The sequence below is a fragment of the Vibrio sp. HENC-03 genome (assembly GCF_000305755.2).
In the GTDB taxonomy this organism is placed as follows: domain Bacteria; phylum Pseudomonadota; class Gammaproteobacteria; order Enterobacterales; family Vibrionaceae; genus Vibrio; species Vibrio owensii.
The window spans coordinates 114,154-128,875 of the sequence record NZ_JH976122.1; the positions used below are offsets into that span (position 1 = coordinate 114,154).

The 14,722-nt window shown below is 45.0% G+C and carries 15 protein-coding genes and 1 other annotated feature; of the genes, 10 read left to right on the forward strand and 5 right to left on the reverse strand.

Going from position 1 to position 14,722, the window contains the following annotated elements; translation table 11 throughout:
- Positions 1-240 precede the first annotated feature (240 nt).
- Entirely contained in the window at positions 241-1,197 is a 957-nt protein-coding gene (gene txr / locus VCHENC03_RS14565) for a putative sigma-54-dependent transcription factor Txr (protein WP_009705755.1), read from the reverse strand.
- Between the two features lie 362 nt (positions 1,198-1,559).
- Positions 1,560-1,698: a sequence feature (His leader region), on the forward strand.
- A 52-nt stretch (positions 1,699-1,750) separates the two neighbouring features.
- Between txr and hisG the strand changes: the two genes are divergently transcribed.
- The 8 genes from hisG (at position 1,751) to hisIE (ending at position 8,921) form a co-directional block, all read left to right on the forward strand.
- Positions 1,751-2,647, forward strand: coding sequence for an ATP phosphoribosyltransferase (hisG, locus tag VCHENC03_RS14560; protein ID WP_009705756.1), 897 nt, complete (start codon positions 1,751-1,753; stop codon positions 2,645-2,647).
- A gap of 5 nt (positions 2,648-2,652) precedes the next feature.
- On the forward strand, positions 2,653-3,945 hold the full coding sequence (gene hisD / locus VCHENC03_RS14555) for a histidinol dehydrogenase (protein WP_009705757.1): 1,293 nt from the start codon (positions 2,653-2,655) through the stop codon (positions 3,943-3,945).
- Between the two features lie 12 nt (positions 3,946-3,957).
- Positions 3,958-4,998, forward strand: coding sequence for a histidinol-phosphate transaminase (hisC, locus tag VCHENC03_RS14550; protein ID WP_009705758.1), 1,041 nt, complete (start codon positions 3,958-3,960; stop codon positions 4,996-4,998).
- Between the two features lie 71 nt (positions 4,999-5,069).
- Positions 5,070-6,143, forward strand: a complete 1,074-nt coding sequence (gene hisB / locus VCHENC03_RS14545) for a bifunctional histidinol-phosphatase/imidazoleglycerol-phosphate dehydratase HisB (RefSeq protein ID WP_009705759.1) — start codon at positions 5,070-5,072, stop codon at positions 6,141-6,143.
- A gap of 26 nt (positions 6,144-6,169) precedes the next feature.
- A complete protein-coding gene (gene hisH / locus VCHENC03_RS14540; protein ID WP_005389830.1) occupies positions 6,170-6,784 on the forward strand; it encodes an imidazole glycerol phosphate synthase subunit HisH in 615 nt (204 codons plus the stop codon).
- A 12-nt stretch (positions 6,785-6,796) separates the two neighbouring features.
- Positions 6,797-7,534 carry a 1-(5-phosphoribosyl)-5-[(5-phosphoribosylamino)methylideneamino]imidazole-4-carboxamide isomerase gene (gene hisA / locus VCHENC03_RS14535; protein ID WP_005390889.1) on the forward strand — a complete coding sequence of 246 codons (738 nt, stop codon included), beginning with the start codon at positions 6,797-6,799 and terminating at the stop codon, positions 7,532-7,534.
- Positions 7,516-8,289 (forward strand): imidazole glycerol phosphate synthase subunit HisF, encoded by a 774-nt coding sequence (hisF, locus tag VCHENC03_RS14530; RefSeq protein WP_009705760.1) that lies wholly within the window; start codon positions 7,516-7,518, stop codon positions 8,287-8,289. Before hisA ends, hisF begins: the two co-directional genes overlap by 19 nt.
- On the forward strand, positions 8,286-8,921 hold the full coding sequence (gene hisIE / locus VCHENC03_RS14525; RefSeq protein ID WP_009705761.1) for a bifunctional phosphoribosyl-AMP cyclohydrolase/phosphoribosyl-ATP diphosphatase HisIE: 636 nt from the start codon (positions 8,286-8,288) through the stop codon (positions 8,919-8,921). The genes hisF and hisIE overlap by 4 nt, the downstream gene beginning before the upstream one ends.
- Positions 8,922-9,207: 286 nt before the next feature.
- On the opposite strand, the gene VCHENC03_RS14520 is transcribed toward hisIE, so the two are convergent.
- The 4 genes from VCHENC03_RS14520 to VCHENC03_RS14505 all read right to left on the reverse strand — a co-directional run bounded on the left by VCHENC03_RS14520 (position 9,208) and on the right by VCHENC03_RS14505 (position 12,417).
- Positions 9,208-9,723 (reverse strand): YchJ family protein, encoded by a 516-nt coding sequence (locus tag VCHENC03_RS14520; RefSeq protein ID WP_009705762.1) that lies wholly within the window; start codon positions 9,721-9,723, stop codon positions 9,208-9,210.
- Positions 9,724-9,810: 87 nt separating this feature from the next.
- Positions 9,811-11,025: an EAL and HDOD domain-containing protein gene (locus VCHENC03_RS14515; protein WP_032802676.1), complete on the reverse strand. Its 1,215-nt coding sequence runs from the start codon at positions 11,023-11,025 to the stop codon at positions 9,811-9,813.
- Between the two features lie 99 nt (positions 11,026-11,124).
- Positions 11,125-11,862: a UDP-2,3-diacylglucosamine diphosphatase gene (gene lpxH / locus VCHENC03_RS14510; RefSeq protein WP_032802677.1), complete on the reverse strand. Its 738-nt coding sequence runs from the start codon at positions 11,860-11,862 to the stop codon at positions 11,125-11,127.
- Between the two features lie 60 nt (positions 11,863-11,922).
- On the reverse strand, positions 11,923-12,417 hold the full coding sequence (locus VCHENC03_RS14505) for a peptidylprolyl isomerase (protein WP_005437228.1): 495 nt from the start codon (positions 12,415-12,417) through the stop codon (positions 11,923-11,925).
- A gap of 204 nt (positions 12,418-12,621) precedes the next feature.
- Between VCHENC03_RS14505 and cysS the strand changes: the two genes are divergently transcribed.
- Together cysS and VCHENC03_RS14495 are read left to right on the forward strand one after the other, a co-directional pair.
- Positions 12,622-14,004, forward strand: a complete 1,383-nt coding sequence (cysS, locus tag VCHENC03_RS14500) for a cysteine--tRNA ligase (protein WP_005437232.1) — start codon at positions 12,622-12,624, stop codon at positions 14,002-14,004.
- A gap of 84 nt (positions 14,005-14,088) precedes the next feature.
- Positions 14,089-14,667, forward strand: a complete 579-nt coding sequence (locus VCHENC03_RS14495) for a thymidine kinase (RefSeq protein WP_005450744.1) — start codon at positions 14,089-14,091, stop codon at positions 14,665-14,667.
- The last annotated feature ends 55 nt before the right edge of the window (positions 14,668-14,722 follow it).

Here is a 14,722-nt window from a genome sequence, read left to right on the forward strand (position 1 = left end):
TTGCTAGCGGAGCTTTTTTTATACGCGATTTATGGTGAGGGGGGCAAATCGCGTTTTGGGGATAATCTATTAAGTTCACATTAACTTAAGCAAAGGGTGTGCCTATTTTAACTTTATGAATTATAAGGAACTTTAATTTGAGGTTTTAACGCGATGAGCTAACTCTATGATAATTAACAATTCACCTGTTACACAGTGTTACGTTACAGTTCTAACGAAATTTAACACCATGTAGGTTTGTCAGATGGGCAGGTTATATTTCTTGATTAGACGGTAGAGTGTGGTTCGAGAAATACCTAAATGTCTCGCCGCGGCACTCATGTTGTGCTTGTTGTCCTCGATTGCTTTTAGTAAGTAATCTAAGTCAATTTGTTCGACAGAAGGAAGGATTTGTCGTTCGCTATTATCTAAGCCGAGATCGGCGATATGAAGTGTGTTGTCTTCACACATTACAATGGCTCTTTGAATGACGTTGCGAAGCTCTCTTACATTGCCCGGCCATTTATGTTTCAGTAATTTTTTTTGCACTCCTGATGACATACTTTGAACTTTGCCATTGGATAGCATTTCTAAAAAGTGCTCTGAAAGCATTAGCGTGTCTTGTCCGCGTTTTCGAAGTGGGGGAATAGTAAGCGGTAGTATGTTCAGTCGGTAAAATAGATCCTCTCGGAACCCTCCTTGTATTACCTCACTTTTTAAATCCACATGACTGGCTGCAATAACTCGGCAATCAACATCAATGATTTTATCTGCGCCCACTTTGTGAATTTGTTTACTCTCTAAAAAATGAAGTAAATGTATTTGTAAATCTGGTGGCATGTCGCCGATTTCGTCGAGAAACAGAGTCCCCTTGTTCGCTTTTTGAATGAAGCCAATTCGATCCGAAATTGCACCCGTAAACGCCCCTTTCTCATGCCCGAAGAGTTCTGATGCGATAAGTCCACTAGGGATTGCTCCGCAGTTAACTTCAACAAATGGGGCTGTATGTCGGCTGGAAAGCTCGTGAATGATTCGAGCGCACATACCTTTGCCCACTCCAGTTTCACCTTGGATGAGAACTTCCGCGTCGCATTGCGCGTATTTTTTGATTTTGTTACGTAGTTCATTGATGCAGGTACTAGTCCCAATAAGAGGAAGTAACGGATCTGCATCCAAAGAACGTCTATGTAACGTAGCTTCGCATTTTTGCTCTTTCATTGTTCTTCACTTTTATGCCCCACACAAAGTTTAGTAACGAACATAGTCTCAAAATTGAGCAACGTGTAACACTATTGAGAAAAGCCTCAATAGTGTTATTTGAAGGATTTTAAACGGTTGTTTTTAGAAGATTTAGTACTACACCATTTTTTTATAACAAATTGATGGCATAAATGAGTTTGTTTGATGCATTTTTGATGATTGAAATGAAAATTAAAATGAATAAAATCAATTGGATAATAAAAATATTAGGAAAAGTGCAAATTCGTTGTTGAAAAAAAATTAATCCTTGGTTAGTGTGGTCTTTAACGAAGCAACACAATCGAGCCTTAAATAAGTATGCGTAATTTTGTAATGAACATTCATCACCATCATCACCCAGCCTAGTCTTTCGGGAGATGTACGCATACCCGGGAGATAGGAAACTCCCGGAGGTGAAAATCAAAGTGAAAACAGATTTCAAACCCTCGGGAGACCAACATCTCTCGAGGGTTTTTTAGTTTTACTGGTTTATAAAATATTCAAATTATCGAATTTGCACAGGGATAAAGTAATGCAGACACAACGCTTAAGAATCGCAATTCAGAAAAAAGGCCGCCTAAGTAAAGAGAGCCAAGCTCTACTGAAAAAGTGTGGTGTGAAATTCAACGTAATGGGTGAGCGCCTAGTGGTTCACTCTGAGAACATGCCAATTGATTTGCTTTTGGTTCGTGACGACGACATCCCTGGTCTGATTATGGATGGCGTAGTTGACCTTGGCTTTATCGGTGAAAATGAACTGGAAGAAGTTCGTCTAGATCGTAAAGCGCTCGGCGAGCCATGTGAATTTGTTCAACTTCGTCGTCTTGATTTCGGCGGTTGCCGTTTGTCTATCGCAATCGACAAAGACGAGGAGTACAACGGTCCTCAAGATCTAGCGGGCAAACGTATCGCAACCACATACCCGCAACTGCTAAAAGCTTACATGGATGAAGCGGGCGTTCCTTTCTCAACATGTATGCTGACAGGCTCTGTAGAAGTAGCACCTCGCGCTGGTCTTGCTGATGCGATCGCTGACTTAGTCTCTACTGGTGCGACGTTGGAAGCGAACGGCCTTAAAGAAGCAGAAATCATCTTCAAATCAAAAGCGACACTGATTCAACGCACCGGCGAATTTGATGCGGATAAAGTAGCGCTAATCGAAAAACTTCTGACTCGTATGCAAGGCGTACAGCAAGCAAAAGAGTCTAAGTACATCATGCTACACGCACCAGCTGAGAAGCTAGACCAAATCAAAGCTCTACTTCCTGGCGCAGAAGACCCAACGGTATTACCTCTGTCTGCTGACAAGCAAAAAGTTGCGGTTCATTTGGTAAGTACTGAAAACCTGTTCTGGGAAACCATGGAACAGCTAAAGGAACTGGGTGCGAGCTCAATTCTGGTACTACCAATTGAAAAAATGATGGAGTAATCGCAATGAGAACAGTTGTATGGCAATCGCTGAGTGAAACTCAACAAGACTCGATTCTAGAACGTCCGGCAATCGCAGAAGGCGCAAACATCACTGCTGCGGTTTCTGAAGTAATCGCAAAAGTTCGTCAAGAGGGTGATGCTGCATTATTAGAGCTGACTGAGAAGTTTGACCGTGTGAAGCCAGAATCCATTCGTGTATCAGCTCAAGAAATCGATGAAGCGTCTGCTCGCCTTTCTGAAAAGATGAAAGGTGCGCTTGAGCAAGCTTATGCAAACATCTCGAAGTTTCATAAAGCACAAAAGCCACAACCAATTAAAGTAGAAACTCAGCCGGGCGTTCTTTGTGAGCAGGTAACGCGCCCAATTCAAAAAGTGGGTTTGTACATTCCTGGCGGTAGTGCGCCATTGCCTTCGACTGTTCTAATGCTAGGCGTTCCTGCAAAAATTGCGGGTTGTCGTAAAGTGGTGCTTTGTTCTCCACCGCCAATCGCTGACGAGATTCTGTACGTAGCGAAACTGTGCGGTATTGATGAAGTGTATAACGTCGGCGGTGGCCAAGCGGTTGCTGCAATGGCTTACGGCACAGAGACTGTATCTAAAGTTGATAAGATCTTTGGTCCAGGTAACGCTTATGTGACAGAAGCAAAACGTCAGGTTAGCAATGATTTCCGCGGTGCTGCGATTGATATGCCTGCAGGGCCGTCTGAAGTGCTTTTGATTGCCGATGAAACTGCAGATGCAGATTTTATCGCTGCGGATCTGTTGAGCCAAGCAGAGCACGGTCCTGATTCTCAAGTGGTACTTGTGACACCTTCACCTGTGATTGCGGATCAAGTGACGGACGCGGTTCAACGCCAACTTAAAGAACTGTCGCGTGCGGATATTGCCGAGCAAGCATTGGCTTCAAGCTTGATCATCATTGCCGAGTCCCTTACTCAATCGGTTTCTATCTCGAATTATTACGGTCCTGAGCACTTAATTGTTCAGACTAAGAACCCACGCGAGCTTCTACCTCTATTAGATAACGCAGGTTCTATCTTCCTTGGTGATTGGTCGCCTGAATCCGCAGGTGATTATGCATCGGGCACCAACCACGTTCTTCCTACTTACGGTTACACACGTACTTATTCAAGCTTAGGTTTGGCAGATTTCTCTAAGCGTATGACGGTTCAAGAACTGTCTGCAGATGGTCTAAAAAACCTTGCACCAACGGTGGTCACCATGGCGGAAGCGGAAGGCTTGGATGCACACAAACGTGCAGTGACGATCCGTGTAGAAAAACTGGCTGCTAAGTAAGAGGATATTGAGATGGAAAAGCTAGCGCGCAAACAAGTCCAACAACTTACCCCTTATATGTCGGCTCGTCGAATTGGTGGTACAGGTGACGTATGGCTGAACGCCAACGAATCACCATTCAATAATGAATACAAAACAGACTTCGCTCGTCTTAATCGTTACAGCGAATGTCAGCCGAAAGAACTGATTTCTGCTTACGCAGCCTATGCGGGTGTGAAACCAGAGCAAACACTAACATCTCGTGGTGCGGATGAAGGTATTGAACTACTGATTCGTGCTTTCTGTGAGCCGGGTGAAGATGCGATTCTGTACTGTCCACCGACTTACGGTATGTACGCCATCAGTGCCGAAACCATCGGTGTTGAGCGCAAAACCGTACCACTGACGTCAGATTGGCAACTAAACCTTGCAGGCATCGAAGCCAATTTGGATAACGTGAAACTGGTTTTCGTATGTTCGCCAAACAACCCAACAGGTAACTTGGTTAAGCGAGAGGACATTGTGTCTTTGCTTGAGATGACAAAGGACCGAGCAATCGTTGTAATGGATGAAGCGTACATTGATTTTTGTCCAGAAGCGTCAACGGTAGATTTGCTGGCGCAATATCCGAACCTAGCAATTCTGCGTACTCTGTCGAAAGCTTTCGCGCTTGCTGGTCTGCGTTGTGGATTTACGCTTGCGAACGAAGAGCTGATTAATGTACTTCTTAAAGTTATCGCACCATATCCAGTACCGGTTCCAGTGGCAGAAATTGCTACTCAAGCGCTGTCTGAAGCAGGTCTAGCGCGAGCGAAGTTCCAAGTTCTCGACTTGAATGCAAACCGAGCTTACTTACAAGTTGGTTTGTCAATGATTCCGGGTTTGGAAGTGTTTGAAGGGTGGGGGAACTACCTATTGGTGAAATTCCCAGGTGGCGATGACCTTTTCAAAGCGGCTTGGGATACGGGCATTATTTTGCGTAACTCGCCAATTGAGAACTGCGTACGTATCAGTGTGGGTAACCGTGACGAGTGTGAAAAAACGCTTGGATTTATTAGAAACTACTACGCATAAGTAGAGACAAAATTAATCGCTCTCGCTCAATAGCGGGAGCGCCAAAAGAATAGCAATAAGGAAGTTCCCGAGTGAGCAAACAACAAAAAATCCTTTTTATTGATCGTGATGGTACCTTAATTGTTGAGCCGCCGATTGATTTTCAAGTAGACCGTTTAGACAAACTAAAACTAGAGCCATTTGTTATTTCAAGCCTGTTGTCGTTGCAGGATGCAGGATACCGTCTAGTGATGGTCACGAACCAAGATGGTTTGGGGACCGACAGCTACCCACAAGCTGATTTTGATGCACCACACAACATGATGATGGAGATCTTTGAATCTCAAGGTGTGAAGTTTGATGACGTGCTGATTTGTCCTCACTTCGATGAAGATAACTGCTCTTGCCGTAAGCCTAAATTGGGCTTGGTAAAAGAGTACCTTCAAGGTGGCAAAGTTGATTTTCAAAACTCCGTTGTGATTGGCGATCGTCAAACCGATCTTCAACTTGCAGAAAACATGGCAATTCGTGGCATTCAATACAACCCAGAAACCATGGGCTGGAAACAGATCCTCAAAGATCTCACGGTGAAGGCGCGTGTTGCTGAAGTCGTTCGCACCACAAAAGAAACGGACATTAAAGTATTCGTTAATCTGGATGAGCAAGGCGGTAATGACATTTCTACAGGTCTTGGCTTCTTTGACCACATGTTGGATCAAATCGCGACGCACGGTGGATTCCAGATGGTGTGCAAAGTAGAAGGTGATCTACACATTGATGATCACCACACGGTAGAAGATACCGCTCTTGCGTTGGGTCAAGCGTTGAAAGAAGCACTGGGTGACAAGCGTGGTATTGGTCGCTTTGGCTTTAGCCTTCCAATGGATGAGTGTTTGGCACAATGCGCACTAGACCTATCTGGTCGTCCTTACCTTAAGTTCGACGCGCAATTCAGCCGTGAGCAAGTGGGTGATCTTTCAACAGAGATGGTAGTTCACTTCTTCCGATCTCTGACTGACACCCTAGCGTGTACGCTGCACCTGTCTTCTGCGGGCAACAATGATCACCACATCATTGAAAGCTTGTTTAAAGCGTTTGGTCGTACTTTGCGCCAAGCAATCAAAGTAGAAGGCACTGAGCTACCAAGTAGTAAAGGCGTGCTTTAAGGCTAACTTTAGCAAGGAGAAAAACAGTGACAGAACAGAAAGTTGTCATTATCGATACTGGCTGTGCCAACGTCTCTTCGGTGAAGTTTGCTATTGAACGCCTAGGCTATGACGTAACTATTTCAAAAGATCCGCAAGTCGTATTGTCGGCAGATAAGCTATTCCTACCGGGTGTGGGAACCGCCAGCGAAGCGATGAAGAACCTAGAAGAACGCGATCTTATCAGCTTGGTAAAACAGGTAGAAAAGCCGTTGTTAGGTATCTGTTTAGGTATGCAACTGTTGGGCAAAGTGTCTCAAGAGAAAGGGCAGAAAGCCGACGAGTTGGTTGAGTGTCTTGGGCTTTGTGATGGCGAAGTGAAGCTACTACAAACTGGCGATTTACCACTGCCGCACATGGGTTGGAATACAGTGTCTGCAAAAGCAGGTAATCCACTTTTCAAAGGTATTGAAGAAGGTGAGTACTTCTACTTCGTGCACAGCTTTGCAATGCCCGTTGGGGATTACACGATTGCGGAATGCGAGTACGGCAACCCGTTCACAGCAGCAGTACAAAGCGGTAACTACTACGGCGTGCAATTCCACCCTGAGCGTTCTTCAAAAGCGGGCGCGAAGCTTATTCAAAACTTCTTAGAATTATAAAAGGGATTTAGTGTGATTATTCCAGCTCTTGATTTAATTGAAGGACAGGTGGTTCGCCTTTATCAAGGTGATTACGGCCAAGTAACCGAGTACAAAGTCGACCCAGCAGAGCAGTTCAACTTGTACCACCAAGCGGGTGCTAACTGGTTGCACTTGGTGGATTTAACTGGCGCGAAAGACACGACAGCACGCCAGCTTGATTTGATTGCAAAGCTACTAGCAAGTACACCAGCAAACATCCAAATCGGTGGTGGTGTGCGTACAGAGCAAGACGTGATTGACCTGCTAGAAGCTGGTGCTCAGCGTGTTGTTGTTGGTTCTACAGCAGTAAAACAGCCAGAGCTTGTGAAAGGTTGGATGGAAAAATACGGCGCAGAGAAAATCGTTCTCGCGCTAGACATCAACATCGATCAAGACGGCACGCGTAAAGTGGCGATCTCTGGTTGGCAAGAAGACTCAGGCGTGACTATCGAAGCTCTGATCAACGATTACCTAACGGTAGGTTTGCAGCACGTGCTTTGTACGGACATTTCTCGTGACGGTACGCTAGAAGGCTCAAACGTAGAGCTTTACGTTGACCTATGCAAACAGTACCCACAAGTGCAGTTTCAATCTTCAGGTGGCATTGGCTCATTAGCAGATATCGAAGCGCTAAAAGGCAGCGGTGTGGCTGGTGTGATTGTTGGTCGTGCACTGTTAGATGGTAAGTTCACAGCAGAGGAGGCGTTTGCATGTTGGCAAAGCGAATAATTCCATGTCTTGATGTTCGTGATGGACAAGTGGTCAAGGGCGTTCAGTTCCGTAACCATGAAATCATTGGCGATATCGTTCCTCTGGCGCAGCGTTATGCGGAAGAGGGCGCAGACGAGCTTGTGTTCTACGATATTACTGCTTCAAGTGATGGTCGTGTCGTCGATAAAAGTTGGGTCGCTCGCGTTGCTGAAGTGATTGATATCCCGTTCTGTGTGGCTGGTGGCATTAAATCAGCGGAAGACGCGGCGCGCATTCTTGAGTTTGGTGCAGACAAAGTGTCTATCAACTCACCTGCATTGGCGAACCCGCAACTGATTACTGACCTTGCTGATAAGTTTGGTGTGCAATGTATCGTCGTTGGTATCGATTCATACTATGACCAAGAGACAGGTAAGTATCAGGTTTACCAGTTTACTGGTGATGAAGAACGCACCAAAGCAACTCAATGGGAAACGCGTGATTGGGTGCAAGAAGTACAAAAACGCGGCGCTGGTGAAATCGTACTGAACATGATGAACCAAGACGGCGTGCGTAACGGCTACGATATTGAACAACTTAATATGGTGCGTGAAGTGTGTAACGTGCCATTGATTGCATCGGGTGGTGCAGGTGCCATGGAGCACTTCGCAGAAGCCTACCAAAAAGCAAATGTGGATGGCGCGCTTGCCGCATCGGTATTCCACAAGCAAGTCATCAATATTGGTGAACTAAAGCAGTATTTGAAACAACAAGGCATTGAGGTACGACTATGAGTGTGAAAGCCGCCGAAGTAAGTTCGCTAGCTGAGCGAATCAACTGGGAAAAGGTGGATGGTCTGGTACCTGCCATCGTACAAGATTTCCAATCAAGCCAAGTGCTGATGATGGGTTACATGAACCAAGATGCGTTGGCAAAAACGGGCGAAACAGGTCAAGTGACGTTCTTCTCTCGTACCAAGCAACGTCTTTGGACGAAAGGTGAGACCTCTGGCAACGTATTGCAATTGGTGAACATACAGCTCGATTGTGACAACGATACGCTACTGGTGAAAGTGAATCCCATTGGTCCTACGTGTCACTTGGGTAACACAACTTGCTGGGATGTGGACCCTCAAGAGGAGTCACAAATGGTGTGGCTTCATCAACTTGAGCAGCTATTGGCTGCCCGCAAGAGTGCCGACCCAGATTCCTCTTATACTGCCAGTCTTTATGCCCGTGGCACCAAGCGTATTTCGCAAAAAGTGGGCGAAGAAGGCGTTGAAGTCGCGCTTGCGGCGACGTCGGGTGATAAGGCGGAGCTAGTGTGTGAATCAGCAGACTTGGTTTACCACTTACTGGTATTGCTTCAAGACCAAGGCTTATCGATGAATGACGTAGTGAACAAACTGAAAGAGCGTCATAAATGAAAGTAAAGGTTTTGGGATCCTAGGGCCTAGAATGGAGTGCGTGAGGAGTCTTGCGCACTCCATTAATTTTTATAAAGTGTATATGGAATACAGAGTGCTTCGCTTACAGAATACAGAAATGGTTGACATACCCACTAAGCGTACGAAAAATAATCCGTAATCCGTAATCCGTAATCCGTAATCCGTAATCCGTAATCCGTAATCCGTAATCCGTAATCCGAGATTTTAGACCCTAAACCCTAAACCCTAGGATCCTAGGACCTTTGTTTTACCTAGAACCTTTCTCTTACCCACAACACTTCTTAAATTTTTTACCACTTCCGCAGATGCATGGATCGTTTCGACCGACCTTTAGGCTACTTACTGGCTGGCTTAAGCGAGGATCTTGTACAGGTTCATCTTCTGGCTCTTCTTCTGGGAACGTGCCATCAATGTAGTACCAAAGCCCATCTTCTTTCACGAAACGAGAACGCTCGGTCATGCAGTAGCGTTTGCCGTTTTCATCAAAATAAGCGTTGAATTCAACAAAACCTTCATTCTCGTTACAACCCGCTTCAGCTTTCACTACCTCAAGCTTGCACCAATCGCTGTCGATAGATTGGGCAATGCCTTCACGTTGCTCTTCTGCATTACAGCTTGGGTGGTATGTGTTCACCACGTAATCCACTAGACCTAACACATGCGCGCTGTAACGAGAGCGCATTAGCTGCTCCGGAGTGGTGACGTCAGCGTGGTTATTGTGGGCAATTTCACAACACTGTTGGTAGGTGCGGTTAGAGCCGCAAGGACAAGAAGAAGCCATAAAATGAAATCTCGATTAATTAAGCGGTAAAAACAAACAACCCCACATAAGTGAGGTCGCAGGTATTCTTTGGGGCATTATAGCCGTTTAGGGCGTTTGAGACAGCAGTTCTTGAGCCCAAGCCGTGGATTGGCTAAACGCTTTGGCTAATTGTGGCTCAGTGAGTTTTAGGGCGGTACAGTATTTCTCTGTCATTTCCCAATCCGCTTTCTCGTACGCGATGATCATTGATAGAAGGTAACCCAAAACGCCTTTGTGTCCGGTTAAGGCATGTTTGATTTCTTCATCGACTGGAATATCACTGATCACATCTTCAAGGGGTTGATCGAGGAGAGAACCCAACAGTGAAAACATTCCGGTCAGAAACGCCTGACCAGGATCGTACTTGGTGTGCATCTGACTCAACAGAATCTCACACATCCGTGCGCGTTGAATCGCTAATGAATAGAGAGAATCAGGTTTGTCTTCATGCACAGAAGCAATCGCGACAAGTGAAATGAAACGTCTTAAACGGTCTTCACCAAGGTACACTAATGCTTGTCGGAACGATTTGATCTTCGTTGTGAGCGTGTAACCCGAGTTTACATAAGTCAGTAGCTTGTAAGATAGAGTGACATCAATAGAGAACAAACGCTCGACCTCATTAAAGTCGATAGGTTTATCTGCGATCTCTTTACATAGCTGAATTACTGTTAGAAACGCGGGATTGAGGCGCTTCTTCTGAATCATTTCAGGCTTACTGAAAAAGTATCCTTGGAAGAAGTCAAAACCAGCGTCCATCGCTTGTTCAAACTCTTCATAGGTTTCGACCTTTTCGGCTAAGAAATCAATGCCAAAATGCCCTAGCGACTGAATGTAAATGGCCGCTTTTTCGATCGGTATTAAGCGAATATCGAATTTGATTATCGCGACGTAAGGTAAAAAACGCTTCCAAGCTTTGGTTGGAACAAAGTCATCTAATGCAACGCGATACCCAGATGCATGCAGTTGTTTTATCGCATGAAGCAGTTCATCAGTCGGCTCACAATCTTCTAATACCTCAACAACTAATGATTCGTTAGGGAATAGGGTAGGAACAAGGTTAACCAAGCTCTGGTAAGGAAAATTAACAAAGCCGAGCTTGTCACCCAGAGTACTGTAGTGTGTGGTAAGGAAATGATCAGATAGAAGTCGACTAGTAGCCAGCTCGGGTTCTACTTCTGGGAAGGTATTTTTCGGACCGTCACGGAAGAGAAGCTCATACCCTATGGTACGCTTTTCTCTGTCCAATATCGGCTGGCGAGCTACGTATGAATACTTCAATGCGGTACTTTGTTCTGTTTAACTGAGTAATACGATAATAGCGATTTTTTTCAAAATTTCTATGCTTTGCGCGTCAATCTTCAACACGCTCGACATGCTTTACTTCAATTCTGTGTCAAACGGTCGTGTTTGCAAGTCAAAATGGTCAGAATTTACTTTTAAAACTGAGCCTTGGGTATACCAATCGCCTAAAACAATACGAGTATTTTTAGCACCATTTAGCTCAAAAACATGTGTATTTGGTCGATGTGTGTGACCATGAATCATCAAGTTGACGCAATTTTGAGACAACACGCGCTCAACTTCGCCTTGGTTGACGTCCATGATGTCGAGAGACTTGTTTTTTTTGTCGTCTCGAATGTCAGATTGAACTTTAGCGACAATTCTTTTTTTAACGAACCATGGAATGCGATTGAACAACCATTGTAGCCATGGCTTGTGAACGGTTTTTCTAAACTCTTGGTATTTCACATCGTCAATGCAAAGCGTATCGCCATGTAGGATTACGGCTTTTTGACCATAAAGATCAATCGTGCAGACATCATCGAGTAATGTCATTCCAGTTTCTTTGCAAAAGCGTTTCCCGAGTAAAAAATCTCGATTGCCTTGGATGAAAAACGTTGGCACTCCCGCGTCCGTCAGTGCTTTAAATTCAGCGCGGATTTGGTCTGCAAAAGGGGTGTTGTCATCGTCACCAATCCAGAACTCGAACAAATCACCAAGCACGTACAGTGCGTCGGCGTGGATCGCTTCATTACGCATGAACGTCACGAAACATTCCGTAATGTCTGGACGAGAAGGAGTGAGGTGGAGATCAGATATAAATAACGTCGTCATAGAAATAAGGGGAGGCTAAGCCTCCCCACAAACTTATCTCTTAATAGCAATTCTAAAGAATTACTCTTCGATTGTAGTACCAGTGATCATCACGTCTTCTAGAGGTACGTCTTGGTGCATGCCGTAAGAACCTGTGCTAACACCTTTGATCTTGTTCACGATGTCCATGCCTTCGATTACTTCACCGAATACACAGTAACCCCAACCGTCTAGGCTTTCGCTACGGAAATCTAGGAATGTGTTGTTGTTTACGTTGATGAAGAACTGAGAGCTTGCTGAATGCGGCTCCATAGTACGTGCCATAGCAAGTGTACCCACTTTGTTGCTAAGGCCGTTGTTTGCTTCGTTCTTGATAGGTGCACGTGTTGCTTTTTCACGCAGACCAGACTCCATACCACCACCTTGGATCATGAAGCCGTCAATAACACGGTGGAAAAGCGTGTTGTCGTAGAAACCGTCGCGGCAGTATTGAAGGAAGTTTGCGCTAGTTTCTGGCGCTTTCTCTTCGTTTAGTTGAATCTTGATGTCACCAAAATTAGTGTGAAGGGTGATCATGCTATTTTCCTTTACTGTGTTGTATTCAAAGAGGGATTCTAGCCTAAGTTAATACGCATGGAAAACTCAGGACAATGAAAATATACGCTTTGTGCTTGAAGTTTAGCCGATTATCGTTTTATCCGTTAATTGCTATTACCTAATAAGGTCGGAGTTGTTATACTCCTTCTTCTCGTAATTCATTCACAAGCATAGATAGAGATCATGTTAAAGATATATAACACACTCACAAGACAGAAAGAGGAATTCAAACCAATTACAGCCGGCAAAGTTGGCATGTATGTCTGTGGAGTTACCATCTACGATCTCTGTCACATCGGTCACGGTCGTACATTTGTTTCTTTCGATGTCGTGTCTCGCTATCTTCGTTACCTTGGTTATGACCTAACATTTGTACGTAACATCACTGACATCGATGACAAAATCATCAAGCGTGCTGCAGAAAATGGTGAGTCTTGTGATTCACTGACTGAGCGTCTTATCGGTGAAATGCACGCTGACTTCGATGCTCTGAACATGAAACGTCCTGACGTTGAGCCTCGTGCGACACAGTTCATTGCTGAAATCATCGAATTGGTTGAAAAGCTAATCGAGCGTGGTTTCGCTTACGTTGCAGACAATGGCGACGTAATGTTTGAAGTAGGTAAGTTCAACGAATACGGCAAGCTGTCTAAGCAAGACCTTGATCAGCTTCAAGCTGGTGCGCGTGTTGATATCGAAACTGCAAAACGCAGCCCGCTAGACTTCGTACTTTGGAAGATGTCTAAACCGGGTGAACCAACATGGGAATCACCATGGGGTCCAGGCCGTCCAGGTTGGCACATCGAATGTTCTGCAATGAACTCGTCAATCCTAGGCAACCACTTCGACATTCACGGCGGCGGTTCTGATCTTCAGTTCCCACACCACGAGAACGAAATCGCGCAATCATGCTGTGCACACGACACTCAATACGTGAACACATGGATGCACAGCGGCATGGTAATGGTAGACCGTGAGAAAATGTCAAAGTCTCTAGGTAACTTCTTCACTATCCGCGACGTTCTAGGTCACTACGATGCTGAGACAGTTCGTTACTTTCTAATGTCTGGTCACTACCGTAGCCAGCTAAATTACAGTGAAGATAACCTAAACCAAGCACGCGCGTCTCTTGAGCGTCTATACACGTCTCTACGTGGTTTGGATCTAAACGCTGCGCCAGCGGGTGGTGAAGAATACGTGACTCGCTTTACAGCGGCGATGAACGATGACTTCAACACACCAGAAGCTTACTCGGTACTGTTTGACATGGCGCGTGAAGTAAACCGTCTGAAGACAGAAAACCTAGAGAAAGCGAGCGAGCTAGGTGCGCTAATGCGTGAACTGGCTGACGTGATCGGTATTCTTCACCAAGATCCAGAAGCATTCCTAAAAGGTGATGCAGGCGATGACGATGAAGTGGCTGAAATCGAAGCACTAATTAAGCTACGTAACGATTCTCGTGCAGCAAAAGACTGGGCTAACGCAGATATGGCTCGTGACAAGCTGACGGAAATGGGCATTGTTCTGGAAGATGGTCCAGAAGGCACAACGTGGCGTCGTAAGTAATCGAATCTTTTAAAAGGGCTGATGATTCAGCCCTTTTCTTTACAAGCTTTTATAAATTCTAAACTTTAACGAAGGTAGTGCTCTGTGGCTCAGATGTATTTCTATTACTCGGCAATGAACGCGGGTAAATCGACAACTCTTCTTCAATCTTCATTTAACTACCAAGAACGTGGCATGACGCCTGTGATTTTCACAGCAGCGTTAGATGATCGCTACGGTGTAGGTAAAGTGAGCTCTCGTATTGGTTTGCAATCGGACGCGCATTTGTTTCGTCCAGATACCAACCTTTACCAAGAGATTGCAGCACTGCATGAAGTTGAAAAACGTCACTGTATCCTAATTGATGAGTGTCAGTTCTTGTCGAAAGAACAGGTTTACCAACTAACAGAAGTGGTTGATAAGCTGCATATTCCTGTACTTTGCTATGGTCTTCGTACCGATTTTCTAGGCGAACTTTTTGAAGGCAGCAAGTACCTGCTATCTTGGGCAGACAAATTGGTTGAACTCAAAACGATTTGTCACTGTGGTCGCAAGGCAAACATGGTTATCCGTACTGATGAGCACGGCGTTGCAATCAAAGAAGGTGATCAAGTCGCGATTGGCGGTAACGACCGTTACGTATCGGTTTGTCGTCAGCACTACAAAGAAGCACTTGGTAAGTAAGCCAATCTAGATAAGAGAAAGCCACCGAATTCGGTGGCTTTTTTATTGTCTGATT